Origin of the sequence: Lentibacillus halodurans, assembly GCF_900112045.1 — a bacterium.
Classification (GTDB): Bacteria; Bacillota; Bacilli; order Bacillales; family Amphibacillaceae; genus Lentibacillus; species Lentibacillus halodurans.
Genome location: NZ_FOJW01000002.1, coordinates 227885 through 253034 on the forward strand (window position 1 = coordinate 227885; position 25150 = coordinate 253034).

Consider the following 25150-nt stretch of genomic DNA (forward strand, 5'->3'; position numbering starts at 1 on the left):
TATCAACTTAGGAGTGGAACAACGTTGGACAAACAAGACATCGCAAATATCCGGAAACAATTCAAAGTGGATAATGATTTGTTGAAAATACATGACATTTTTAATGTGTACATCATGAAGGAATCGAGTGATATTTACCATCATCAGAGTATGCCGTTTGAAATGCTGGAAGAGGAACAGAAAGAGCTGTTCATGGACAATTTTAAAAAAGTATTATCCGGCCAATTGGATGAAAAGTTATTTGAATTGAAGTTTCAGCGTGATGTGGAAAACAACAGTCAGCTCATTCTTCACCAGGGCATCTTAAGTAATGATACAGAAGAGTGGAAAGAGCTTATGCTTCAACTCGTCGAGAAAATGCTGAAGGATAAACAATACGACATGGATATTGTCGTAACCTTTATTCGGGGAGAATATATGAAACCGATGAAGAACATGAGTGAAGAGATAGAAGAAAATGAACGGGATACTGTTTATGCTCATCCTTTTATTTTATGCAGTATGAATAAAACGCAGGATCCGAAAAAAGAATTACTGTTTGACTATGTTGAAAAGGCGTTTAAATATAATATTGTCGTCGATCCAATTATCAATCTGAAAGCGCCCATATCAGGATTTCTTTTTCCAACAATCACGGATAATGCAGCGGATGTCAACCATGTACTTTATACGGCAGGGAAAAAGAATAAACCAAATTACCATTTTATCGAAGAAGTATTAAATGCGGAAGAAATCATGACCGCTGCACAGGATAAATTGGTTTTTGAGGAAATTGTGAAAAATGTTGCTGGTGATCAAACAATCAATACCTCCACACTGTCCAATGTTTATGATGAAATTCATCGGGTCGTGGAAGAAAATGAAGAGGAAGATAGACCAAAATTAGACTACAAAGATATCGAACAAGTTTTAACAAGCAGCGGAATAGAAGATGTTAATTCTGAAAAGGTTGAGTCTGCCTTTAAAACGGTGGTTGATGATGAACGTTATGAGTTCAAAGCCAACAACATTGTACCGAAGTATCATTCAAAGTCTATTAAAATAGAGACGAAAATAGCGAATATCGCCATCAGTCCACAAGACTTAAGATATGTCCGCCAAGTTCATTTCGGCGGAAAACGTTACTTAATGATGGAAGTGGAAGAAAATACAGTGATTGAAGGATTTGAAATGATTCCGGAAGCTTTAGTTCAAAAAGCGCCAGAGAATGGACAATGATGAACAAAAGTAAACTGCCATTTCCAACTAGATCCACTGCCTATTATTTTATAATTACCGACACGTTAACTGAACTGGCGCGGCATTAACAGGTGTATGACGAATCAACAATTTTAATTGGTCTTTTGTCTGATGGGCGGTTTCATCATAATCTACAGCGTTTAATCCCAAAGAAAGCAGCAGTTATGGATCTCGAATAAAATGATCCAAGAGAATGGTATGAGTCAACATTCATGTTGTTACGATTTGATGTTGAAGTAAGGGAACACGCAGCAACTCAACGCCTGTTTTGACAAGGTAAACTGCAGATTATCAGCGATTGCATCACATGTTGTATTTAACAGATAGAAAGTTGGTATTCAAATCATTCAGGTCATTTCCAGCCCTTCAAATGCGTGATATGATAATTTATATAATTCTATTAAATCGTTGGGAGCTGAAAGTTGTGGCCATACTAACGAATGATTGGGCGCCGATCATGGAAAAAGAGTTTCAAAAAGATTATTATTTAGAGTTGCGTTCGTTTTTGAAGTCGGAATATGGTTCTTCTACCGTCTATCCGAACATGTACGATATTTTTAATGCGCTTCATTATACGGATTACCACAATACGAAAGTGGTTATTCTCGGGCAGGACCCGTACCATGGTCCGAACCAGGCACATGGATTAAGCTTTTCGGTCAAACCGGATGTCAGCATACCACCCTCGTTAAAAAATATTTACAAAGAGGTGTATGATGACCTTGGTATTCCGATCCCCAATCATGGGTGCCTGACAGACTGGGCAAAACAAGGTGTCCTTATGTTAAATACGGTTTTAACGGTCAGGGCGGGGCAGCCGGCATCCCATAGAGGAAAAGGTTGGGAACAATTCACCAATGAGGTGATCCAGCAGGTCAATGCTAAAAAAGAACCCGTTGTCTTTATCCTTTGGGGCCGGCATGCCCAAGCAAAAAAAGATTTGATAACTGCTCCGGATCATCTCATCATTAAATCACCACATCCAAGTCCGTTTTCTGCCCATAAAGGGTTTTTTGGCAGCCGGCCGTTTTCACGCGCCAACGAATTTTTGGAATCTTCCGGGCGTACGCCAATTGACTGGCAGGTGCGAATGTGATAGATGATGAGCAGAACAACATTTCTAAAAAATAGCATTAACCCGGAGAAATCCCGGGTTTAGCTATCCTCACTAATAATATAAGCATCTTCAACGCCGGCATTCTGGACTTCCTGCAGGCGTGTTTCTGCATTCTCACGGTTCAAAAATGCTCCGGCCTGTACACGATACCATTGTTCTCCGGAAATAGTGACCGTCAAAATAAAGGATTCAATTCCATTTGACTGCAAGTGATCAACACGATTTTCTGCATTTTCTCTTGACTGAAACGAACCTGCTATGATTTTATACAGTGTTCCGTTGTCTTCTTTCTCCTGCAAATTAAATGCCATGGCCACCCCATTCACATGTCCACGTGCAACACTTTGACGCCATGAAGGATCACTCATTAAAGCTGCATCATGTGCATTATCGATAAACCCATTTTCTGTTAAGAGGGCCGACATTGTTGTTTCCCGCAGTACGTGGAAATTTGCCTTTTTTTTGCCGCGGTTTCTGAGTTGATTCACTTTTGTAATCTCTTCGTGCATTGTATCGCGATAAGCAGCTGTGGTGGAAGAGTCGGACAAACTGCTGTGGATATAGTCCTCGTAACCTTGGGCAGATCCATTAAACGCATTGCAATGAATGGACAAGTAATAGTCAGCTCCCCAGGAATTTGCCTCATTTGTACGCTGCGTTAAATTTTTCGTGCTGTCATCTGTGCGGCTCATGCGTACATCAGCATCACTGTATTCACTGGTTAAAATTTTACGAATCTGCAGTGCAATATCCAGATTGATATCTTTTTCATTCATTCCATTTCCCTGCGCTCCTGGATCTGACCCGCCATGTCCCGGATCTAAATAAAGTTTCATCAAAATGCTCCCTTCATATTAATAGTCTTGCAATATATTGTATTGAAAGGAAGCGAATCGCAATTGGACAAATTGGTCAGTTTTAACCAAATTGAGAAAAGTGACGGAGGATGAACGTAGGTGTTATAGCTTTTCATGGAGGGGGATATGGTTAGCGATGAGTTGATTTTTGGTGGATGCCACTTTTACCTGTCCGGATGCGATTGTAGTCGTGATACTTCCTATAACTACAATCGAAAGTTTTGGGGAAAAGGGGGCATGCTTCTTGGAAAATTTCTTGATAAGGATAAAAGTTTATCATAAGGCAGGCGGATAAGACGATGGAGCCAGTATTTCATTTAGGGGATTAATGGATAATCATTTAATTTCTGATATTTGTAAATACTAGAGCGGCCATTAAAATGATATTATAAACATATAGATGATAAGGGGTTCAATATAATGAAAAATATCATTCCCTGGAAGAGTTATACGAGACATCGGAAAAGTTGAATAAAATTAATTCTGTGTCTATGGTTTCCGTTCTAGGTAGCCGAAGCTATCATAAACTAGGAATATATTTTAAATAATAAGGAGGGATCAATTTGAGAGTTTCCTTATTCATTACCTGTTTATGCGACATGTTTTCCACAGATGTCGGCAAAAACACGGTGGAAATCCTGGAACGTGTCGGCTGTGTAGTTGATTTTCCTGAAGAACAGACGTGCTGCGGTCAGCCCGCATACAACAGCGGATATTCAACAGATGCCAAAGAATCTATGAAACAAATGATGAAAGCGTTTCAGTTCTCTGATTATGTTGTCGGCCCATCAGGCTCGTGTGTGGGCATGCTGAAGGAATACCCTAAAGTTTTTGAAAATGATTTAGTCTGGCGGGAGGAGGCGAAACGGCTATCAGACAAATCATACGAAATCACGCAATTTCTCGTTGACGTATTGGGAGTAGTGGATGTCGGTTCCACATTCAAAGGCAGGGTAACCTATCACCCTTCCTGTCATATGACAAGGATATTGGGTGTTAAGGATGCACCTATGAAACTACTCAAAAATGTAAAGGGTGTTGATCTGGTTGAACTCCCGGTAAAAGAAGATTGCTGTGGTTTTGGTGGGACATTTGCTGTCAAAAATTCCGTCATTTCCGGAGAGATGGTAAAAGAGAAGTCAGCCCATGTATCCGAAACGGGTGCAGAATATGTAGTCAGTGGTGATATGGGCTGTCTGCTTAATATTGGCGGACGCATGACACGGGAAGGAAAGAACGTAAAAGTTGCACATATAACAGAGATTCTGAATCATCATTAAAGTGGGCGACGGGTATTACGACAATGAAATGGAGGGGAAAATTGTTGAGTATCAAACTTGGTGACATTTCATATGAAGATCGTGTGCAGAAAGGCGTAGAGAATGATTTTATGCGCCAGGCTGTTGCTTCTGCGCAGGGGCGGTTCAGAAGCGGAAGGCAAAATCAGGCGGATAAATGGGGGAATTGGGAAGATTGGCGTACACTTGGCGATGAAATCCGTACACATACACTGGAAAACATTGATTATTATTTACAACTGTTAAGTGATAACGTATCTAAACGTGGCGGGAATGTCTTTTTTGCCCAAACGGCTGAAGAGGCCAACCATTACATTCAAAATGTAGTCAAGGAAAAGAATGCAAAAAAAATTGTCAAATCCAAATCGATGGTTACTGAAGAAATCGGTATGAATGAGGCACTGGAGGAAGTGGGTGCTGACGTTGTTGAATCCGATCTGGGTGAGTGGATTTTGCAATTGGATGAAGATCCGCCATCCCATATTGTCGCACCGGCAGTACATAAGAATAAAGAGCAGGTAAAGGAAACATTTGCCGAAAAGAAAGGGTATCACCAATCGTCAAAACCAGAAGAACTGGCAGGATTTGCCCGTGAACAGTTAAGGCAGGAATTTTTATCCGCTGATGTCGGGGTAACCGGCTGCAATTTTGCGGTGGCGGAGTCTGGTGCTGTCACGTTTGTTACCAACGAAGGCAATGCCAGAATGGTTACGGCAATTCCGGATACGCAAATATCTGTGATGGGGATGGAGCGTGTTGTACCGACTTATGAGGAACTCGATATCCTTGTCAGCCTGTTGACACGCGCGGCAGTAGGCCAGGATTTGACTAGTTATGTTACTTCCATTACTGGGACCTGTCATGAAGGGGAAAGCGATGGTCCGGAAGAATATCATCTGGTCATTGTTGATAATGGCCGTTCCAGTATTTTAGGGACGGAATTTCAGTCAGCACTTCATTGTATCCGCTGTGCAGCATGCATCAATGTTTGTCCGGTTTATCGCCATGTTGGCGGGCATGCGTATGGATCCGTTTACCCAGGGCCGATCGGTGCTGTATTAACGCCTCTCTTGGATGGGTATGAAGATCATAAGGAACTGCCATATGCCTCCTCATTGTGTGGGGCTTGCACCGAGGTTTGTCCTGTAAAAATTCCGCTTCATGAACAATTGATTCGCCATCGTGAAATCATCGTCGAACAGGAAAAAAAGTCGCCAAAATCGGAGCAATTGGCGATGAAAGGTTTTGCAAAATGGGGATCGAATCCAGCGGCATATAAAATGAGTACAGCCATGGCTCGTTCTGCGACCAAACCATGGATGAAAGATGAAACGATCACAAATGGTCCAGGTCCGTTAAAAGGCTGGACGGTCAACCGGGATTTTCCCGCTCCGGCCAAACAAACTTTCCGTTCATGGTTTAAAGAACGGCAAAAAGGAGGCGAAAGCCAATGACCATCATGAACAGGGAGGCGTTTTTAGAGCACGTGACAGCGAATTTACACCGGCCGCGGAGAACGAACGGAGTCGAAAGGCCGCAGTGGAGCATTCGTCCGCAAGATGAGGTGCTGAAAGGCTTATCGAAGGACGAACTGGTGGATGTATTGGAAGAGCACTGTAAGGTTATTCATACAAATTTTAAAAGGACTGATCGGGATGGGCTGGCAGCTATTCTAAAAGAAACAATTGAAGGTTATAAAGCCAAAGCAATTGTCGCTTCCAGTGATTCACGTAACGAAGATTATGGTTTACATGACTTTTATCAAAAATTGAAAGATGACGGCAATGAGGTCCATTTATGGGATGAAACAAATGGTAAAGAAAATCAGGCATTCGCTGAGCGTGCAGATGTCGGTATAACATTCAGTGATATAACGCTTGCTGAATCCGGTACGGTGACATTATTCAACAACAAATATAATGGCCGTTCGATTAGCCTGATGCCCAGAACTTATATAGCCATTATTCCGAAGAGCACAATTGTGCCTAGAATGACCCAGGCAACAAAGCAGATCCACGAAGCAAATCAGGCTGGAGATGGTGTTGCGTCATGCATTAGTTTTGTGACAGGGCCCAGCAACAGCGCAGATATTGAAATGAACCTGATTGTCGGTGTGCATGGGCCAGTTGACGTGACGTATATCATGGTGGAAGATTGATGAGGTTTGGCATATTTTTTAATACTCTGGAAGGTGCTAAAGTGAGTGGTACGAAGGATGAAAAAGTACAAAACATCATCGATTACTATGAAAATGTATCAACGCCTAATTCTACTGATCCAGCAGATGAAAGAGCCAGACTATATGACTTTTATGAGGAACTGGCATCAAGAGATTATAAAGCGTTACGTGTTAATAAAATCATTGATAAAGACCTTAATGTGGAGAAATATTTTGAAGAAGCAACGCGTTATCTATTTGAAAAGAAATTAGGGTTACAACTAGTTAATATGAAGGGGTCAAAACATGCTGATGGGAAATTGAAGTATAACGCTGGGGAAGCCATACTATGGGATAATAAAAGCACTGAAAACGCTTATACTTTTCCCGAAGAGCATTTTAGCCAATTTTTAGGTTATATCCGTTCAGATGAAATGCGTATAACCACCTTTTTAGTTATAGTTCATGACTATACAAAAGATGCTGTTGCACAAGCCCAAAAACTAAAGGCATTCTCTGAACAGGATACAGATGTTGCACTTATAAAAGCCTCAGATTTAAAGTATGTAGCTGAAGAATGGAAGAGCTTTTCCGATCAAAAAAATCCAGCATTTGATTTGCAGGTGTTTAATTTAACAGGTGAATTGAACCGTAATTTATTAATGAGCAGGATGAAATGGGTACTTAAATAGTAACGAAAAAATTTGGAATTTATCTGATTGGATCTTAAAAACATTGGCATTGGAACTTGGCAGAGTTGCAAGTAGTTTCTGTCACTGAATGGAGAATAGACTCTGCGGTTTTATCCAAAAGTTTACTAGACTATTTAGGATAATAATATGAAAATAAATGTGAAATAAAATTGAACTATCAGGTTTAAGGGCTGCAAAATAGAAAAGGAAGGAGCGGCTGAAATGAAAACGATCGTTATCGGAGCAGGAATTGCAGGCGCCAGTGCTGCTTACCATTTGGCAAAAAATCATAACGAAGTTGTTATGGTTGATAAACAGCATCAAGGGAATGCAACTGCTGCCGGGGCAGGGATTGTCTGTCCGTGGATTTCCAGAGTGGATAATAACAATTGGTATGAAATTGCCAAGCGGGGTGCCAAATTTTACCCTGAGCTAATTTCCCAGTTGAAACAGGATAATGAAACGAATGTTGGTTATAAAAAAGTTGGGGCGCTGCGTGTAAGTTCAGATCCTGCTGAATTGGATGAGCTTGAACGTAAATTAAAAGATAAACAAAAAGATGCACCGGAGATGGGAGATATTGAAAGAATTGACTCTGAGCGGGCACGTGAATTATTTCCACCTTTAAATAATAATTTGGAAGCCATTTATCTTTCTGGAGCTGCTCGTGTTGATGGACGATTATTAAGAGATGCTTTAAAACGTGCAGCACAAAAGCATGGAGCAAAGTTAATCAGCGGTGGAGCTGAATTGATTCAAGAGGATAAGCACGTTAAAGGTATTACAGTGAATGGGGACGTCATTCATTCCGACTCGGTTATTGTGGCGGCGGGTACATGGGCACCTTCATTATTAAAACCCTTGGGTGTTGATTTGAAAATAGAGCCTCAACGGGGACAGATTGCCCATATTAAACTGCCTGAAACGGATACATCCAGCTGGCCTGTCGTATTGCCGCAGACTGGTCATTATATGCTGGCCTTTGACGATTCCAGAGTCGTAACAGGGGCAACCCGAGAAACGGGATCAGGATTTGATTATCGCAGAACTTTCGGAGGAATTTTTGAAGTGATGAATGAAGCATTAACGCTAGCACCGGGACTGATCGACGGAACATTAGAGGAAATGCGGATTGGCTTTAGACCGATGGGACCAGATATTTCACCGTTACTCGGACCGATAGAACCGTTTGAAAATGTCGTCCTGGCCAATGGGCTGGGTGCTTCTGGTCTGACAATGGGGCCATATATTGGCAATCTGGCAGCGTCCATCATAATGGGAAAAACCAGTGATATTGATTTATCGCCTTACGATCCAATGCGGGCAGCTGCATTCAGGAATTCGTTCTATTAAGTGAAATTACTAAGTTATAATGTGCATGTTTCCCTCATAATATGCAAATAATTATATTTTTTAGAAAAAATCATCAGAATACTCGTTTTTAATTTGGGGTCATGAGTCATGATATACTATGGTCAGAATGAACACCCCGTTAAGTTCCCACAAATTCATAGAGGATGTGTACATATGGTACTTACTAAGCCCACTTATGTGAATGCTGCTGATTACACTGCACCTATGAAAGTAGGAGAAGCCCCCGATGATTACGAAGACAAAGGAAAACCACACAAAGTGATAGAACAAATCTGCAGAAACGAGTACCGCTTGAAAAACGCATGGATTTGAAAATTGATTACGCTTTTAAACAGCTTTTTGGAAATGAACAGAATAAAGATATCACAGTTGTGTTTTTAAATGCGATTTTGCATCAAACAGGCCGGAATTGGATTAAGGATACGCTTTCGCTGATAAGGAAATGGGTAGCGAGTACTATGAAGATAAAAAGTCAAGGCTGAATTTGCTGATCTGACGGAAAGTAATGAGTGGATAGTTAAGACAGGTGAAGGGCTAAAATTCGGACAGGTTATCAGTTTTTGTTCGTATATTTTGAATGTATCTATCAAAAATAAGGCTTATAAATAACAACGCAGCTTATTTTAAGTCAACAATAAAACTGGAGGAAGGCAACATAAGATGAAACAGCCAATTAAACCTGTCATTGGAATTACCAGTTCGGTTGTCAACCACAATAATATTAAGAGTGTTAATCTGCACGAAAGATTCATCAGTTCGGTGATACAAGCAGGGGGTATTCCCATTGTCATTCCAAATGGCACGAATGATATGCCGGAAGTGTGGACGTCTATCTGTGATGGCTTGATTTTAAGCAGCGGTGAGGATATCGATCCTAATTCTTTTCAGGAAAATCCTGATCCCAAATTACAAAAAATCAATGTCAATCGTGATGAGATCGAAATGGCACTGGTCCATCATGCACTTAAACAGAAAAAGCCCATCTTCGCTATCTGCAGAGGCATCACATTGTTGAATGTTGCTTTAGGGGGTACGGTCATTCAGGATATTGAAACCAAAGCCCCTCATGCCATCAAACATTATCAGCTTGCAGGCAGGTCTGAAGCGACACATGATATACAGATTGAGTACGGAAGCAGGTTATATGAATTAGTAAATCGTTCAGAAATACGGGTTAACAGTATGCATCATCAGGCAATTGATATGCTTGCATCGGGTCTGAAGGTGACAGCAGTAACGCCTGATGGTATGATTGAGGCAGTTGAGGCTATCGACGAATCCTCCTCACTTTTTATGGGCGTTCAATGGCATCCAGAAGAGATGGCAAGCGATGATCCGACGATGCAGAAATTATTTAAAGCCTTCGTAAATGAATGCACTAATAGCCAATAAGTTCTGAAGAGACATCTAAAGCTTTAGGATGTGATCGTTATTGATACAAAACTAGAAAAAGAAACTTATGTATGGTATGCCAGTTTTGGATCTAATTTAAGCAGAGAAAGATTTTTTTGTTACATTAAAGGCGGTAAACCCGAAGGATCTGAAAAAGTGGAGATTGGGTGCAGTGATCGGTCACTTCCAGTAAAAGAGGCAACGCATGTGATGCATTACCCTTTATATTTCGCAAAACAGTCCGATCGTTGGCAGCATCAGGGTGTTGCTTTTATAGGATTGAATCATGATGAAAAATATCACACATACAGCAGGAAATATCTCATAACAGTCGGGCAGTTTATGGATGTTGTGAAACAGGAAAATGACGGCGCAGACCTTAATATCGATTTAGATGAAATAATGTGGATTGGGGCGAAAACCTTGCGCGATTCATGGTACGGAACAATTTTATATTTAGGTAAGGAAGATGGATACCCAATTTTTACATTTACAGCTGACTGGAATTTGGATGTTCCTTTGAATAAACCGTCTCATGAATATCTGAGCATGATCATTAAGGGTTTAAAAACAACGTTAAAACTTGATGATACAGAAATTATTAATTATCTGATTATAAAACCGGGAATCGACGGACATTACAGCCGAAAGGATATTCAAAAACTGATTTGATTGCAGGCTTCTTGAAGAACCATGACAGAATCCATCAACTAAGCACCTATTTCAAGGTTTAGTCATTTATTGGCTAAGCTATTTTTACTGCTTCGTATCTGTTTTTTGCACAAAACAAGCAGGATGTAAACAGTTTTACGTAGAATATTTATAGTGGATAGTCTATTCGAAAATGGGGAGAGGATTATCATGAGATATTATGCTGTTTTTTTGCCAATGAAAGATGTAGAAAAAAGTAAAGAATTCCGGTCACAGCACCTTAAGTTCCTGGAACAAATGAGGCAGGAGAAGAAGGTATTAATGAATGGTAAATTTACAGATGGTTCAGGAGGATTGGTTATTTACGCGGCCGATACTTTAGATCAGGCTGTTTCCTATCTGAAAGAAGATCCTTATATTAAAGAAGGAGCAAGGGACTGGGAAATTCATGAGTGGGCCATGGAGACGAATGCTGAATTTGACTTTTAGGCTGATATGAACGGTCAATCCAACAATCGATACAAAGGGGAGTCAGACATGAAAATAGGCTTTGTCGGACTAGGCATTATGGGGAAACCGATGAGTAAAAATTTACTGAAAGCTGGATATGAATTAGTCATTTCCAGCAGCAAGCCTGAAACCAACAGGGAAATGCGTGAACACGGTGCAGAAGTGGTGGATGCATACATTGACTTAGCTGCTAAAGCGGAAGTTATCATCACGATGCTGCCGAATTCACCCGAAGTGAAAGAAGTTATTTTGGGAGGAGGCGGTTTAATCCATGGTTCGAAACCTGGATCAGTCATCGTTGATATGAGCTCGATTGCACCGATCGTCAGCCAGGAAATTGGTGAAGCACTGAAGAAAAAAGATATCGGATTTCTGGATGCTCCTGTCAGTGGCGGCGAACCCAAAGCCATTGATGGAACGGTTTCAGTGATGGCAGGGGGCGATGAAGAGATTTTTGAAAAGTGTTTGCCAGTTATGGAAGCTATGGCTAGATCGGTTGTCAGAACTGGAGAGGTTGGCTCCGGGAATTCAACGAAGCTTGCTAACCAAATCATCGTTGCACTGAATATTGCAGCTGTTTCAGAAGCATTGGTGCTGACGGAAAAAATGGGCGTTGACAATGAGTTGGTTTATAACGCCATACGGGGCGGCCTTGCCGGCAGTAATGTACTGGATGCGAAAGCGCCGATGATGCTGGAGCGAAACTTTGATCCTGGCTTTAAGATTGACCTTCATCTGAAGGATCTAAATAATGTGATGGAAACTTCCGGTGATATGGATGTCCCGTTGCCATTAACCGCTTCAGTCCGTGAAACATTAAAAGCTTTAAAGGTTGATGGCAATGGTGAGGATGATCATGCTGCGATTGTGAAATATTATGAAAAGCTGGCTAATCTTAATGATTCATCTCAAGGGGTTCGGGATAATCAGGATAGCATGGTTCTCCACCGGGAACAGTAAAACTGAGGGAGGTGAACCATTTGGCTGACAAGAAGAAAAAAGTCAAAGAAAATGTCAATACGGAACTTAACGGTATGGGACTTTACGGAACAACAGGAAACACTGAGGTTGAAGGCTATAGCATGTCAGGTGATATTGAAAACGCCGGAAATCTTGATAAAGGATTTAATAAAGCCGAAAAAGATATGGGGGCAAAGCCATCTTTGAAAGACTCCCCGTAAAAAATCGCTTATGAAAGGCGCATGAAAAGGATACATGCGCCTCCCATCGTTTTTTTAGCCAGCTGCAGAATCTGACTCAATTTGTTGATCCCGCTTTTGTTCAGTCGCATTGATGACAGCCGTCCCTGAAGCATCCCCCGTAATGTTGACTGCTGTTCGGAACATATCCATGAAACGGTCAACACCCGCAATTAATGCAATAGCCTCCAGCGGCAGATTTAATGTTGTCAAAACCAGCGTCAGCATAACCAGGCCTGCCCCCGGTACCCCTGCTGCACCAATTGAACCTAATGTTCCAATCAGAACAACGATCATAATTTGTGTAAAGGTTAATTCAACACCGTAGGCTTGAGCTGTAAAAAGGGTAGCTATACTTAAATAAAGTGATGTTCCATCCATATTAATGGTTGCACCCAAAGGCAAAATAAAGCTAGATATCTTTTTCGATACACCTAAATTATCTTCAGAACATTTGATGGTGACCGGCAGTGTTCCTGAACTGCTTTGTGTGCTGAATGCAACAAGACTTGCCGGTGCAATACCTTTGAAAAACTGAAGCGGATTCATTTTCGCAAATGTCTTGACAGCTATAGAATAAGTGACCAGAGCGTGTATGATACAGGCAATTGCAACGACTGATATTAACTTAATCAGCGGCATTAAAACAGACAGACCGTATTCACCGATGATTGGTGCGAGCAAACCGAATATACCAATCGGAATCAGTTTCATGATGATCCAGGTAATTTTGTACATAATCTCTGCAAATCCTTCAAAGAAGCGTTGTACAGGTTCCGCTTTTTGTCCGACCATCGTAATACCAATACCGATGAAAATGGAAAAGAAGATAATTTGTAAAATATTTGCACTTGATAAACTTTCCATCGGGTTTGTCGGGATAATGTTTAACAATACACTGACCACACCGTCTGTTTCCGTTGCTTCAGGTACTTCCCTTGAAGTGGAAATGTCCACCCCTGTTCCGGGGGAGAACAAAAAGGCAGCAAGCAGCCCGATACTGACGGCAACAAAGGTTGTACTGACATAGTAGAGAAATGTTTTTCCGCCAATTCTTCCCAGTGTTTCCATACTTCCGGTGCTGGCGACACCTGTAATCAGAGATGAAACGATCAAAGGTACAATGATAAATTGAATAAGACGCAGAAATAGGTCACCTAAAGGTTGGACGATTTCAATGCTTGGTCCGAAAATAATTCCGGCCAGGATAGCAATTACAAAAGCAATTAAAATTTGTGACAGCAAGCTAATATTTCTGACCTTCTCAGCCATTGTAAAATTTCCCCCTTAGTAGTGGTAATAAATAAATATGTTGTGTCTATCTAAATGAGAACTATTATAATTCTAATAACTCTATATTATTTGAAAAATGGGGAGAAGGCAAATTTTTTCTGATTTTCTTATTGAATATGTCATGATAGAAGCATCATGAGATCAATTAGAAAGGAGATCATCCTTCCATGAAACTAAGTGTTCTGGATCAGGCACCAATTTCCCGGGGTTTTAGTCCCGAGGAGACATTAAACAACACGCTGAAACTGGCAAAAGTAACTGAAAAATTGGGATATACACGCTATTGGGTGGCAGAGCATCATAATACGAACGGGTTGGCAAGTGTGTCGCCTGAAATCCTGATCGCCCGGATTGCTTCGTATACAAATAAGATCCGTGTCGGGTCCGGCGGGGTGCTGTTACCACAATACAGTCCATATAAGGTAGCAGAAAATTTCAAGCTGCTTGAAGCACTGTTTCCTAGCAGGATTGATTTGGGAATCGGACGTTCTCCCGGAGGTTCACAAGATACACGTATGGCATTGACGGACGGTGCTTATAAGTGTATGAGCGAGTTTCCACGTCAATTACGGGATCTGCAAGGGTTTCTGCACAATTCATTGCCAAAAGATCACGCTTATCGTCTGGTCAAAGCAGCCCCAAGAACCAAAACGGTTCCGCCGATGTGGGTACTCGGGCTGTCCGGAAGAAGTGCTGCAAATGCTGCGGAAATCGGGGCAGGGTTCGTATTTGGCCACTTTATTAACCCGGTCAATGGACAGAAGGCTTTAGAAGCATACAGGAACAGGTTTAAGCCATTCCAACATTTTGAGCAGCCGAAGAGTATCGTCTGTATTTTTGTTGTCTGTGCAGATACCGAAGAAGAGGCAGAAGAACTGGCATTAAGTCAGGACAAGTGGCTGTTGAATGTCGGAAGAGGCTCTGACACGAAGGTTCCATCGATTGAAGAAGTTAAAAAAAGAACGTTTCGGCAGGAAGAACTGGAGGAGATTCATAAAAACCGTAACAGATGTGTGGTCGGCACACCGGATCAAGTCAAACAGGAATTGGAACGGCTAGGTGATGATTACCAGACGGACGAATTTATGGTTATCACGAATATTTATGATTTCGATGCCAAGGTCCATTCATATCGATTACTGGCCGATGTGTTTGATTTAGAATGATTGTACATATAAAAAGGCTGGGATAAAGGAACGTTTATAAAACAACAAATCCGAACAACCAAAGCAAGGGATTACCCCGCTGTGGAAATATACTTGGTGCTCGTCGTGTTGAATGAGATTTCGGAGAATCAGCACTACTCGCAACTCGTAGTTTGCGCTCGTCGCTTTCGCGGGCGGCTAGTGAGCCTCCGCGTGCATTCGCACTGCAGGGTCTCACTTCCTCCCGCTGGCGTCTACGTATATTTCCTCGCTAAAATGGACTATTGGTCGTCTTTTAAGCCCCTTACTTTAGTTATGTCTCAGCCTCTTTAATTTTGTAAACCAAATGACGCCCCAACTGTGACAGCTTCTGCCATATGAAGCGAACACGCAATCCTAATAAATCTTATCCCCGTTAAAAATTGAATTTTTGACGACAACATAATCAACATAACGGATTGCCTGCAATTCTTTGCCTCCTGCATAGGAGATAGCGGACTGCAGATCCTGCTTCATTTCAGTCAGAGTATCTTCCAGTGAACCTTTGTGTTCCACGTACATCTTTTTGCCTTCCACATTCTTCTTTTCACCTTTTTGGAATTCTGAGGCTGAGCCAAAGTATTCTTTATAACGTTTGCCTTCTTGTTCAACTGTTTCGCCCGGTGATTCTTCATGACCGGCGAATAGGGAACCAATCATAACCATCGAAGCACCAAAACGGATTGATTTTGCAATATCACCATGTGTTCGGATGCCACCGTCGGCAATGATCGGTTTGCTTGCTGCTTTGGCACACCATTTGAGCGCAGCCAGCTGCCATCCACCTGTTCCAAAACCTGTTTTAACTTTCGTAATGCATACTTTTCCCGGCCCGATGCCAACTTTTGTCGCATCAGCACCTGCATGTTCCAGCTCTCTTACTGCTTCCGGTGTTCCGACATTTCCTGCGATCACAAATGTCTCAGGCAACTGGTTCTTGATGAACCGGATCATATTGATAACAGAATCAGAGTGGCCATGTGCAATGTCGATGGTAATGAATTCCGGTGTCAGATGTGCATCCGCCAATTGCTCGATAAAGCTGTATTCTTCTTCTTTAACGCCAACACTGATAGAGGCAATCAATCCACGGGCATGCATATCGTTGACAAAACTGAGTCTTGTTTTCGGATCAAAACGGTGCATGATATAGAAATAATTATTTTCTGCCAGATATAGTGCAACCTTCTCGTCGATAATTGTCTGCATATTCGCAGGCACGACAGGCAGGTTGAACGAATACCCGCCTAAAGTAACTGATGTGTCACATTCAGACCTGCTGTTGACAACACACTTGGCTGGTACTAATTGAATATCTTCATAATCAAATACACTTTCCATCGGTTACACCCCTAAAAACGAATGTTAATATTAATTATAAAATAAATGTTCGTCTATCATTCAAGATACATGACTTTTATTTATGTGTCAATCAGCAATTGAAAGAAAGATGCCTATGATAATAAACAGAATATTTTTATATAAATCGGGGTTGTTTTTTTAAATGGACATGCTATAATAGACGGCAATCGAATAGCTGATTTTCATATAATCGCAGGAATAAGGTCTGCAAGTTTCTACCGGTTTACCGTAAATAAACCGACTATGAAAGAAAGCTCGACAAAGGGACGACACTTGTTTGCAAGCGTGTGTCCGCTTTGTGTATTGTTCGGATTTTTCGACCCACAGGACGTGCTAATGCCGGCGTTGCGACAGGACAGGGAAAGCTGTGACAGCGATACATCGCACGAAGAAAAAGTGCTTTCCTTTTTCGAGGACGTCGCGAACTTAGTCGGTGGACGCACAGGACGTGCCAGTGCTCATAATGCGACGGGAGTAGAAAAGCTTTGACAACGATGTGTTGACGAAGAAAAAGGCTTTTCGCGGACCTCGCGTTATAATCGGCTGCCCGAAAAGCAATGCTTTCCTCATAGTTTGAGTGGGAGCTTGTTTTTCGGGTTTTTTATTTCATGAAAGGAGATCAAGATGGAGGCATTAAAACAGACAATTTTATCAGAAGGAAAGGTACTATCCGATTCGGTTATCAAGGTGGATGCGTTCCTGAATCATCAGGTTGATCCAGTTTTAATAAAGGCAATCGGGGAGGAATTTGCCTCTCGTTTTACAGGTGCCGGTATTACGAAAATCCTGACGCTTGAATCATCTGGTATTGCACCGGCTGTTATGGCAGGATTGAGCATGGATGTTCCGGTGATTTTTGCAAGGAAACACAAGTCGCTCACATTGAAGGAAAATCTTTATTCAGCGGATGTTCATTCCTATACAAAAGGACAGACAAATGAAATTTCGGTGTCAAAGGATTACTTGTGCACAGGTGATGTTGTGCTGATTATTGATGACATTATGGCAAATGGACAGGCGGTGCTCGGATTGGTGAATATTGTTCAACAAGCAAATGCTTCCCTGGCAGGTGTTGGGGTTGTGATTGAAAAGGGATTTCAGGAAGGCGGAAGTATGCTACGGGAGCGCGGGATACCTATCGAATCACTGGCGAATATTGCTTCATTGACTGACGGTGTCGTAACGTTTAATGCAGAGGAGGATTCATTACGATGAAAACAGCAGCACTAAGTTTTCAGCATTTGCTTGCCATGTATGCCGGAGCAATTTTAGTACCGCTTATTGTAGGGGAGACACTTGGCTTAACATCGGGACAGTTAACGTATCTTGTTGCGATTGATATCTTCATGTGTGGAGTCGCAACGATATTGCAGATTGTGCGTAATCGGTTCTTCGGGATTGGGCTTCCGGTTGTTTTAGGCTGCACCTTTACAGCAGTTGGCCCCATGATCACAATCGGTGGTGAGTTTGGCATTACGGCCATCTATGGTGCTATTATTGTTTCAGGTGTTTTTGTGCTTTTTATCAGTCGCTTTTTTGGAAAATTGGTGAGGTTTTTCCCGCCGATTGTAACAGGGACGGTGGTTACCATTATCGGTATAACATTGATTCCCACCGCCATCCATAATATGGGCGGGGGAGAAGGTTCCGCCGATTTCGGTTCGATTGCAAATCTTTCGTTAGCATTTGGAACGTTATTGTTTATTATCTTGCTTTACCGATTTACCAAAGGATTCATCCAGTCGATTGCCATTCTGTTTGGTTTGGCTGGCGGTACCATGGCAGCCGTATTTATGGGAAAAGTTGATTTTTCATCAGTTGCGGAGGCATCATACTTTCACATTGCTCAGCCATTATATTTTGGGATGCCGACGTTTGAGTGGTCTGCTATCCTAACAATGATTCTGGTGTCCATGGTATCCCTGGTTGAATCAACAGGTGTGTATTTTGCACTCGGGGATATGACAGAGAAAGATTTACAAGAAAACGATCTGACGAAAGGTTATCGTGCGGAAGGTTTGGCCATTCTGTTTGGCGGCATATTCAATGCATTTCCGTATACAGCTTTTTCACAAAATGTCGGTCTAATGCAAATGACCGGTGTCAAGTCACTCAGGGTTATTATGGTTACGGGACTAATGCTCATGACGCTAGGATTAATTCCCAAGATAGCGGCTGTGACAACAATCATTCCTACTGCGGTGTTGGGTGGCGCCATGATTGCCATGTTCGGGATGGTCATCGCACAGGGTATTAAAATGTTGAGCAGTGTCATCACAAAGTCTGCCGAGAACGCAATGATTGTTGCCTGTTCAGTTGGAATGGGCATGGGTGTGACAGTTGTGCCTGAGCTTTTTAAGCAATTTCCGTCAGGCATTCAGATTTTGACAAGTAATGGCATTGTGGCAGGCAGTGTGACAGCAATTGTCTTGAATATTGTGTTCAATATGACGCCAGTGAAAGCGAAAAAACGAACAACTGTTGTGCACCAGGAAAGTGCCTGATAAGTCAAGGCCAAGTGAGTATGTTTAGATTCAATCGTTTCAATGATTGAAATCGTTATTTGAGGCTGAGATACAATTAAAATTTTCCACGCTATCGACGAACGATGTCAGGGCAGGAAGTGCAGCATTTACTTTTTCAACAGTCACATCTTTATACATGGTTGATACCGACTGCGAACGATTGACAATTTGTCTTGGTGCACCCCTCCTCCAATCAAGATTTTAGTTGCGTGCGATAATCCGGCAGTATACTGCGCTTTCCATGGGCCGGCTTCAGCCTCCTCGGAAAGCAAAGACCTCTTTCCTGCGGGGGTCTTCGGCTCGTGCTCCCGGAAAGGGCTTATATCATTCTCAACAAATTTTCAAACATATCTCAAAAGATAAATCCGAACTGTTCCAATTATAGTGGAATTATCGTTCAGATTTATCTTTGGCTTATATACTTTTTTCCTGCCTTTGTTTTTCTTTGTTTCTGATTCTGGACATCTAATTTCAAATCTTTTTCAAAAAATGTTGATAATCATGCAAGGTTAAGTTCCTTACTGTTTGATGGTTTTGCCAATAATAAGTTGATTATTGAAAGCGTTGTTGTATAATTGGACAAAAATTAGACGGAGGGTTAATAGAATGCTATTTTTAAGCGAAGATAATATTAAGAAAGCTGTCACGATGAAGGATGTAATTGACGCTATTGATAAAACGTACAGTGTTTATGAAGCCGGTCAATTTCAAATGCCGGAACGAATGCAGGTAAAAAATGATGACAATACACTGCTGTTAATGCCTTGTTTCACAGGTGATGCAATTGGAACGAAGCTCGTTACGGTGTTCCCGAATAACCAAACACTTCCGACGTTGCATGGGCTGGTTGTTTTGAATAACAGTGAATCTGGTGAGATTAAAAGTGTTTTAAACGGATCGTTGTTAACCGGCATGCGGACTGGTGCCATTGGCGGCTCTGCCGTTCGTCATTCGGCTGATAAAGGTGCCAGTTCTCTTGCTATTGTTGGAACAGGGGTCCAGGGACTCTACCAGGCAATTGCAGCATGTACGGAAAGACCGATTCAGACGATCAATCTCTTCAATCGTTCACCAAAGAAAATACCTGCCTTCAAGGAATCATTGCAAAAATGGATAGGACCGGACATTTCGATAAAAGCACATGATTTCGTTGAAGAGGCGATCATGGATGTGGATATCGTTATAACGGCTACGACTTCAAACACCCCTGTCCTCCCGAATAATCCAGATCTCCTTAAAAATAAGTTAATTATCGGAGTCGGTTCTTTCCAGCCGACAATGCGTGAATTTCCCGAATCTCTGTACGATATTGCGAAGCATGTAATTGTTGATACGGAACATGCTATCCAAGAATCAGGAGATATTGCTACCCCAATTGAAAAAGGCTGGATTAAAAAAGAATCCATATTGACCATGTCACAACATATACTAAATCATTCACAACTAGCAGCTTATGAAGGAAGGAGTGTTGTGTTTAAAACCACCGGAATGGCGTTATTTGATGTTGTGGTTGCCAATTTGATGTTTCAGAAGGCTCAGGAAAAAGGAGTTGGAACGAAGCTGTCGATGTAGGGTGAATGGTTGATAGTGTTTATGTTTTAGTCATTCTGTCCGGACCGGTTTCACAATAGTTCCCTAATAGTGGAATACGGTTTGATCAAAAATATATACGGCTGTTCAACAGAAACTGATCCTTATAATCCGGAGAAAATATTCAATATAAAAGGCGTCCTTTACGATGGGGCGCTTTTTGCATTTTCGCATTCAACCCGACTTAATAGAGATCGCTTTATAGATCAGATAAAAATATGAATGTAACTTATAAATATACACTTGACATTATATTTATTCATTTTATAATAGGTAGAAATAATATCGTGCGGGAGGTGGAAATGCGTCATGAAAGCAGCTATTGTTGGAGCGACCGGATATGGAGGAGCAGAGCTTATTCGTATTTTACAGCAGCACCCCGAGGTTACCGTCCAGTCATATCATTCATCAAGTCAGTGGGGAGGATCGATTGTAGACAGCTATCCGCATATGCAGGCTGTATCCGGGAAGGAGCTTAAAGCTATTAGCCATGAACAAATTGCACAGGATGCAGACCTTGCCTTTACGGCAACTCCATCCGGGGTCTCATCTAAGCTTGTCCCGGAATTGCTGAAACATGGTATTCGTGTCATTGATTTGTCCGGCGACTTTCGGCTGAAAGATCCCCGGCAGTATGAGGCATGGTATAACAGTAAGGCACCTGATGAAGTAATTCTTGAAGAAGCTGTATACGGACTTGCGGAATGGCTGGATACCGATGTGAGAAATGCACAACTGATTGCCAACCCTGGCTGTTATCCGACGGCAGCATTGCTTGGCCTGGCACCATTAGTTAAACATCTGCCGATTGATCCCGCGTCCATTATCATTGATGCCAAAACCGGTGTCAGCGGCGCTGGAAGAAAGGCTGTGCCAGTAACACACTACACGGAGATGAATGACAATCTGAAAATCTACAAGGTTCTTGAACACCAGCATACCCCCGAAATTGAACAGGTTCTTTCTGGGTGGAATTCCAATGCAGGTACGATAACATTCAGTACACATCTCGTTCCGATGACGAGGGGGATTATGACAACGATTTATATTGATGTACCAGAGAGCATAACGGCAGAGAAGTTATTTGAGTTATATCAGGAGAGTTATAAAGATTGCTATTTTGTTAGAATAAGAAAAAAGGGTACATACCCAAGCACTAAAGAAGTTTATGGCTCGAATTTTTGTGATCTGTCACTGGCATATGATGAACGAACGAACCGGATTATGATCGTATCGGTTATTGATAATCTGGTCAAAGGTGCAGCAGGTCAGGCTGTGCAAAATATGAACCGGATGTTTGGGATTGATGAGAAAACAGGTCTTGACCTGGCACCTGTATATCCATAGCAGGATAAACGAAAGGGGAGAAACAATTGGTGCTGACGACAGAAGGCAGCATTATGAAAATTGACAAAGGGACGATTGTAACACCGGCCGGGTTTCAGGCGGCAGGGATGCACACCGGTATGAAACGGAAACGAAATGATCTTGGCATGATTTATTGTGACGTGCCGGCAAGTGCTGCTGCGTTATATACGCAAAATGTCATCAAGGCAGCACCATTAACGGTTACGAAGGATAGCATTGCTAAAGAAGGAAAACTGCAGGCTGTGATTGTCAACAGCGGCAACGCCAATGCCTGTACAGGAAAACAGGGAGAAAAGGATGCTTATACAATGCGGCGTATCACGGCGGAACAGTTTTCATTACCGGAATATGCTGTGGCAGTCTCTTCAACAGGTATTATAGGTCTTGATATGCCGATGAATAAAATTATTCCGAATATCGAACATCTTCATCCAGAGGCAGGTGAAGAAAACGCATCAGCATTCAATGAAGCGATTTTGACGACAGATACCGTGACAAAATCCATATGCCACCAGATAACAGTCGGCGATAAAACCGTAACCATGGCAGGGTCGGCAAAAGGTTCGGGCATGATTGAGCCGAATATGGGAACGATGCTGGCATTCGTGACAACTGATGCGGCCATTGAACCGGATATGCTTCAGATGGCACTGGAGGATGTAACGGATAAGACGTTCAATTGTATTACGGTTGACGGTGATACTTCGACGAATGACATGGTGCTCGTAATGGCAAGCGGAAAGGCAGGAAATGAAAGTCTGACCCCGGAGCATAATGACTGGGATAAATTTGCCGGGCTGTTAAAACAGACGTGTGAGGATTTAGCGAAAATGATTGCTCGTGATGGTGAAGGTGCCACAAAATTGATTGAAGTTGACGTAACAGGCGCTCGTAATGATGCACAGGCGGTCAAAGTGGCTAAAACAGTTGTCGGTTCCTCGCTGGTCAAAACGGCTGTTTATGGGGCAGACCCAAATTGGGGAAGGCTAATTGCTGCGATTGGCCGCAGCGGGGCAGATATTAATGCTCAAACAATTGATGCATCAATAGGATCCATCCAGCTGTTGCAAAACAGTCAGCCAATGCCATTTTCAGAAGCGGAAGTATCCGATTATCTCATGAATGATGATATCACAATAAAGGTTGATCTGAACGTCGAGAGTGGAGCCGGCAAAGCGTGGGGCTGTGATTTGACATATGATTATGTTCGCATTAATGCCAGCTACCGGACGTGAGGGGGGTGTCATAATGGCTGAAATCGCTGTGATTAAATGCGGCGGCAGTATCGTTGACGGTTTGTCAGAACAATTTTTCCATAACATAGCAACACTGCAGCAAAATGGGGTTAAACCAATTATTGTGCATGGGGGCGGACCTGCGATTCAGAAACTGCTTGATAAACTTGGTGTGCCGTTCACATTCATTAACGGGCTTCGGACGACCTCCGCTGCTGCCATGAATGTCGTTGAGATGGTGCTGTCCGGTCAAATCAATAATACTATCACTCGAAAATTGAATGTGTCCGGCATACAGGCGGTGGGACTTTCCGGTTCTGATGCTAATCTGATCACCGCCGTGCCAAAGAATTTTCAAATATATGGCTATGTTGGTGATGTTGTAGATGTTAATACACTGTTTTTAGAGCGCATACTCGAACAAGAAATCGTACCGGTGATTGCTCCGATTGCTGCTGGCAAAAACGCTGACAGGTATAACGTGAATGCCGATACTGCCGCCGGTGCTATTGCACAGGCTACAGGTGCCGGCAAGCTTATCTTTGTAACAGATGTGCCAGGCATCATCAAAGAAGAGGGATTGCTTCATTCAGCATCAGAAGCTGAAATAGAAGATCTCATTGTCAGAGGGGTCATTCATGGCGGCATGATCCCAAAGGTGAAAGCGGCGATAGCCTGTTTAAATCATAATCTGCATAACGTTATGATCGCCGATGCGAATCAGGTGATCAATGACGCTGGTTTCACCGGAACAATGATTACAAAATCAGGGGAGGCTGTATAACGTGTCAGCACTTTTTCCAACTTATAAGCGATTTGATTTGTCTGCAAAACAGGCATCAGGAACAGTTGTTGAGGATACGGAAGGTAACACTTATCTGGATTTTGGGTCGGGAATTGGTGTCTGTAATCTCGGTCACCGTCATCCGGACGTCCAGCAAGCACTGGAAAATCAGCTGAATCACTACTGGCATGTATCCAACTTATACCATAACCCCATTCAGGAAGAGGTCGCAGATTCCCTCGTTCAGCATAGTGCAGGTGAACATGTGTTTTTCTGTAACAGTGGCACTGAAGCCAATGAAGCTGCGATCAAATTGGCACGCAAGGCAACCGGTAAACATAAAATCATTTCGTTTGAGCAATCGTTTCATGGACGTACGTTAGGGTCTATGGCAGCAACCGGTCAGGAGAAAATTCATTCCGGATTCGGTCCTATGCTTGAGACGTTCAGTTATGTCCCGTTTAACGACAGCAATGCCGTCAAAAAAGCCGTGGACAGTGATACGGCCGCCGTCATGTTGGAATTGATCCAGGGTGAAGGGGGTATTAATATAGCCGATCTCGACTTTGTGCGTGAACTCGCTCATATATGCCAGGAAAGTGATGTGCTGCTGATCGTTGATGAAGTGCAGACGGGTATCGGTCGGACAGGAAAACCATTTGCATACCAGCATTACGGGATCACCCCGGATATTATCACATCAGCTAAAGGACTTGCCAATGGTATTCCAGTTGGAGCCATGATCGCGAAACAGACACTGCGTGATGTTTTGGGGCCCGGAAGCCATGCTGCAACTTTCGGGGGAAATCCCCTTGCTATGGCCGCGGCTCAGGCTGTGTTAAAGCATGTTTCTCAGGATGAATTTTTACAAGAGGTGACGGAGAAAGGCATGTATTTGCTGGCAACCCTGAATGAATCAGTTGGGCAGCTCCCGGTTGTCTCGTCCGTTCGCGGCACAGGATTGATGCTAGGGATTGAATGCAGCCAGGATGTGACTCCGGTTATTGAATTACTCCTTGATAAAGGACTGCTTGTCTTAAGTGCCGGCCCTAATGTCATCCGTCTTTTACCGCCGCTGACTGTGAGTAAAAAGGAGATGGATGCGGCTGTACAATTGATTCGTGAAGTACTGACTGATGAGAAAGCATATATCTCATAAGTACGACTGGGAAAAGAGGTTGGGAGATAACTAAAGTAAAGGGGATTAAAAGACGGCCCAAATAGTCCATTTTAGCAATGTATATTTCTGCAGAAGGGTATACCTTGCTTTGTTTGTCCGATTTTTGTTTTATAAACATTCTTTTGTCCCAGCCTCCTTTTGG

The 25150-nt window shown here is 42.4% G+C and carries 26 protein-coding genes and 1 riboswitch; of the genes, 23 read left to right on the top strand and 3 right to left on the bottom strand.

Going from position 1 to position 25150, the window contains the following annotated elements:
• Positions 1–24: 24 nt before the first annotated feature.
• On the top strand, positions 25–1218 hold the full coding sequence (locus BM195_RS03750; RefSeq protein WP_090233821.1) for a DUF4317 domain-containing protein: 1194 nt from the start codon (positions 25–27) through the stop codon (positions 1216–1218).
• Positions 1219–1663: 445 nt separating this feature from the next.
• Positions 1664–2335 carry a uracil-DNA glycosylase gene (locus BM195_RS03755; protein WP_090233823.1) on the top strand — a complete coding sequence of 224 codons (672 nt, stop codon included), beginning with the start codon at positions 1664–1666 and terminating at the stop codon, positions 2333–2335.
• 59 nt (positions 2336–2394) lie between these two features.
• Here BM195_RS03755 and BM195_RS03760 read toward each other — a convergent pair whose 3' ends face one another.
• Positions 2395–3192, bottom strand: a complete 798-nt coding sequence (locus BM195_RS03760; protein WP_090233825.1) for an N-acetylmuramoyl-L-alanine amidase — start codon at positions 3190–3192, stop codon at positions 2395–2397.
• Positions 3193–3776: 584 nt separating this feature from the next.
• On the opposite strand from BM195_RS03760, the gene BM195_RS03765 reads away from it, so the two are divergent.
• The 12 genes from BM195_RS03765 to BM195_RS03820 all read left to right on the top strand — a co-directional run bounded on the left by BM195_RS03765 (position 3777) and on the right by BM195_RS03820 (position 12469).
• Entirely contained in the window at positions 3777–4493 is a 717-nt protein-coding gene (locus BM195_RS03765) for a (Fe-S)-binding protein (protein ID WP_090233828.1), read from the top strand.
• Positions 4494–4537: 44 nt separating this feature from the next.
• The gene (locus BM195_RS03770) at positions 4538–5965 is read left to right on the top strand and encodes a LutB/LldF family L-lactate oxidation iron-sulfur protein (RefSeq protein ID WP_090233830.1); all 1428 of its coding nucleotides are present in this window, start codon (positions 4538–4540) and stop codon (positions 5963–5965) included.
• On the top strand, positions 5962–6669 hold the full coding sequence (locus tag BM195_RS03775) for a LutC/YkgG family protein (RefSeq protein WP_090233833.1): 708 nt from the start codon (positions 5962–5964) through the stop codon (positions 6667–6669). The genes BM195_RS03770 and BM195_RS03775 overlap by 4 nt, the downstream gene beginning before the upstream one ends.
• Positions 6669–7361, top strand: a complete 693-nt coding sequence (locus BM195_RS03780; protein WP_090233835.1) for a hypothetical protein — start codon at positions 6669–6671, stop codon at positions 7359–7361. Before BM195_RS03775 ends, BM195_RS03780 begins: the two co-directional genes overlap by 1 nt.
• A 222-nt stretch (positions 7362–7583) precedes the next feature.
• On the top strand, positions 7584–8714 hold the full coding sequence (locus BM195_RS03785) for an NAD(P)/FAD-dependent oxidoreductase (RefSeq protein WP_090233837.1): 1131 nt from the start codon (positions 7584–7586) through the stop codon (positions 8712–8714).
• Between the two features lie 174 nt (positions 8715–8888).
• A complete protein-coding gene (locus BM195_RS18200; RefSeq protein WP_170848137.1) occupies positions 8889–9047 on the top strand; it encodes a hypothetical protein in 159 nt (52 codons plus the stop codon).
• Entirely contained in the window at positions 9038–9217 is a 180-nt protein-coding gene (locus tag BM195_RS19050; protein ID WP_090233844.1) for a PD-(D/E)XK nuclease family transposase, read from the top strand. The genes BM195_RS18200 and BM195_RS19050 overlap by 10 nt, the downstream gene beginning before the upstream one ends.
• A 178-nt stretch (positions 9218–9395) precedes the next feature.
• Positions 9396–10127, top strand: coding sequence for a gamma-glutamyl-gamma-aminobutyrate hydrolase family protein (locus tag BM195_RS03800; RefSeq protein ID WP_090233847.1), 732 nt, complete (start codon positions 9396–9398; stop codon positions 10125–10127).
• A gap of 207 nt (positions 10128–10334) precedes the next feature.
• Positions 10335–10799 (top strand): hypothetical protein, encoded by a 465-nt coding sequence (locus BM195_RS03805; RefSeq protein ID WP_244535656.1) that lies wholly within the window; start codon positions 10335–10337, stop codon positions 10797–10799.
• Positions 10800–10988: 189 nt separating this feature from the next.
• A complete protein-coding gene (locus tag BM195_RS03810) occupies positions 10989–11267 on the top strand; it encodes a YciI family protein (RefSeq protein WP_090233848.1) in 279 nt (92 codons plus the stop codon).
• A gap of 48 nt (positions 11268–11315) precedes the next feature.
• Positions 11316–12248: a 2-hydroxy-3-oxopropionate reductase gene (gene garR / locus BM195_RS03815; RefSeq protein ID WP_244535657.1), complete on the top strand. Its 933-nt coding sequence runs from the start codon at positions 11316–11318 to the stop codon at positions 12246–12248.
• 20 nt (positions 12249–12268) lie between these two features.
• Positions 12269–12469, top strand: coding sequence for a hypothetical protein (locus BM195_RS03820; RefSeq protein WP_090233856.1), 201 nt, complete (start codon positions 12269–12271; stop codon positions 12467–12469).
• A 54-nt stretch (positions 12470–12523) separates the two neighbouring features.
• On the opposite strand, the gene BM195_RS03825 is transcribed toward BM195_RS03820, so the two are convergent.
• Entirely contained in the window at positions 12524–13759 is a 1236-nt protein-coding gene (locus BM195_RS03825) for a dicarboxylate/amino acid:cation symporter (protein ID WP_090233859.1), read from the bottom strand.
• A 188-nt stretch (positions 13760–13947) separates the two neighbouring features.
• Between BM195_RS03825 and BM195_RS03830 the strand changes: the two genes are divergently transcribed.
• Positions 13948–14946, top strand: coding sequence for an LLM class flavin-dependent oxidoreductase (locus BM195_RS03830; protein ID WP_090233862.1), 999 nt, complete (start codon positions 13948–13950; stop codon positions 14944–14946).
• A 375-nt stretch (positions 14947–15321) separates the two neighbouring features.
• Here the strand turns inward: BM195_RS03830 and guaC are convergent, their stop codons facing one another.
• On the bottom strand, positions 15322–16305 hold the full coding sequence (gene guaC / locus BM195_RS03835; RefSeq protein WP_090233865.1) for a GMP reductase: 984 nt from the start codon (positions 16303–16305) through the stop codon (positions 15322–15324).
• Between the two features lie 183 nt (positions 16306–16488).
• A riboswitch (purine riboswitch) is annotated at positions 16489–16590 on the top strand.
• Between the two features lie 72 nt (positions 16591–16662).
• Here guaC and BM195_RS18205 point away from each other — a divergent pair.
• The 8 genes from BM195_RS18205 (at position 16663) to BM195_RS03870 (ending at position 24987) form a co-directional block, all read left to right on the top strand.
• Positions 16663–16815: a hypothetical protein gene (locus BM195_RS18205; protein ID WP_170848139.1), complete on the top strand. Its 153-nt coding sequence runs from the start codon at positions 16663–16665 to the stop codon at positions 16813–16815.
• 135 nt (positions 16816–16950) lie between these two features.
• Positions 16951–17541, top strand: coding sequence for a xanthine phosphoribosyltransferase (locus BM195_RS03840; RefSeq protein ID WP_090233868.1), 591 nt, complete (start codon positions 16951–16953; stop codon positions 17539–17541).
• On the top strand, positions 17538–18830 hold the full coding sequence (locus BM195_RS03845; RefSeq protein ID WP_090233870.1) for a nucleobase:cation symporter-2 family protein: 1293 nt from the start codon (positions 17538–17540) through the stop codon (positions 18828–18830). Before BM195_RS03840 ends, BM195_RS03845 begins: the two co-directional genes overlap by 4 nt.
• Before the next feature lie 627 nt (positions 18831–19457).
• On the top strand, positions 19458–20423 hold the full coding sequence (locus BM195_RS03850; protein ID WP_090233873.1) for an ornithine cyclodeaminase family protein: 966 nt from the start codon (positions 19458–19460) through the stop codon (positions 20421–20423).
• A gap of 327 nt (positions 20424–20750) precedes the next feature.
• The gene (gene argC, locus BM195_RS03855; RefSeq protein WP_090233876.1) at positions 20751–21788 is read left to right on the top strand and encodes an N-acetyl-gamma-glutamyl-phosphate reductase; all 1038 of its coding nucleotides are present in this window, start codon (positions 20751–20753) and stop codon (positions 21786–21788) included.
• A gap of 53 nt (positions 21789–21841) precedes the next feature.
• Positions 21842–23044, top strand: coding sequence for a bifunctional glutamate N-acetyltransferase/amino-acid acetyltransferase ArgJ (argJ, locus tag BM195_RS03860; protein ID WP_090234180.1), 1203 nt, complete (start codon positions 21842–21844; stop codon positions 23042–23044).
• A 13-nt stretch (positions 23045–23057) separates the two neighbouring features.
• On the top strand, positions 23058–23828 hold the full coding sequence (argB, locus tag BM195_RS03865) for an acetylglutamate kinase (RefSeq protein WP_090233879.1): 771 nt from the start codon (positions 23058–23060) through the stop codon (positions 23826–23828).
• A gap of 1 nt (position 23829) precedes the next feature.
• On the top strand, positions 23830–24987 hold the full coding sequence (locus BM195_RS03870; RefSeq protein ID WP_090233881.1) for an acetylornithine transaminase: 1158 nt from the start codon (positions 23830–23832) through the stop codon (positions 24985–24987).
• Positions 24988–25150: the final 163 nt, after the last annotated feature.

Coding starts and splice junctions, on each gene's coding strand:
- BM195_RS18200 (WP_170848137.1), top strand. CDS start 8,889: ATGGTACTTACTAAGCCCACTTATGTGAATGCTGCTGATTACACTGCA.
- BM195_RS18205 (WP_170848139.1), top strand. CDS start 16,663: ATGCCGGCGTTGCGACAGGACAGGGAAAGCTGTGACAGCGATACATCG.
- argC (WP_090233876.1), top strand. CDS start 20,751: ATGAAAGCAGCTATTGTTGGAGCGACCGGATATGGAGGAGCAGAGCTT.
- argJ (WP_090234180.1), top strand. CDS start 21,842: ATGAAAATTGACAAAGGGACGATTGTAACACCGGCCGGGTTTCAGGCG.
- BM195_RS03785 (WP_090233837.1), top strand. CDS start 7,584: ATGAAAACGATCGTTATCGGAGCAGGAATTGCAGGCGCCAGTGCTGCT.
- BM195_RS03760 (WP_090233825.1), bottom strand. CDS start 3,192: ATGAAACTTTATTTAGATCCGGGACATGGCGGGTCAGATCCAGGAGCG.
- BM195_RS19050 (WP_090233844.1), top strand. CDS start 9,038: ATGGATTTGAAAATTGATTACGCTTTTAAACAGCTTTTTGGAAATGAA.
- BM195_RS03830 (WP_090233862.1), top strand. CDS start 13,948: ATGAAACTAAGTGTTCTGGATCAGGCACCAATTTCCCGGGGTTTTAGT.
- BM195_RS03775 (WP_090233833.1), top strand. CDS start 5,962: ATGACCATCATGAACAGGGAGGCGTTTTTAGAGCACGTGACAGCGAAT.
- BM195_RS03850 (WP_090233873.1), top strand. CDS start 19,458: ATGCTATTTTTAAGCGAAGATAATATTAAGAAAGCTGTCACGATGAAG.
- BM195_RS03840 (WP_090233868.1), top strand. CDS start 16,951: ATGGAGGCATTAAAACAGACAATTTTATCAGAAGGAAAGGTACTATCC.
- BM195_RS03825 (WP_090233859.1), bottom strand. CDS start 13,759: ATGGCTGAGAAGGTCAGAAATATTAGCTTGCTGTCACAAATTTTAATT.
- argB (WP_090233879.1), top strand. CDS start 23,058: ATGGCTGAAATCGCTGTGATTAAATGCGGCGGCAGTATCGTTGACGGT.
- BM195_RS03800 (WP_090233847.1), top strand. CDS start 9,396: ATGAAACAGCCAATTAAACCTGTCATTGGAATTACCAGTTCGGTTGTC.
- BM195_RS03845 (WP_090233870.1), top strand. CDS start 17,538: ATGAAAACAGCAGCACTAAGTTTTCAGCATTTGCTTGCCATGTATGCC.
- BM195_RS03780 (WP_090233835.1), top strand. CDS start 6,669: ATGAGGTTTGGCATATTTTTTAATACTCTGGAAGGTGCTAAAGTGAGT.
- garR (WP_244535657.1), top strand. CDS start 11,316: ATGAAAATAGGCTTTGTCGGACTAGGCATTATGGGGAAACCGATGAGT.
- guaC (WP_090233865.1), bottom strand. CDS start 16,305: ATGGAAAGTGTATTTGATTATGAAGATATTCAATTAGTACCAGCCAAG.
- BM195_RS03810 (WP_090233848.1), top strand. CDS start 10,989: ATGAGATATTATGCTGTTTTTTTGCCAATGAAAGATGTAGAAAAAAGT.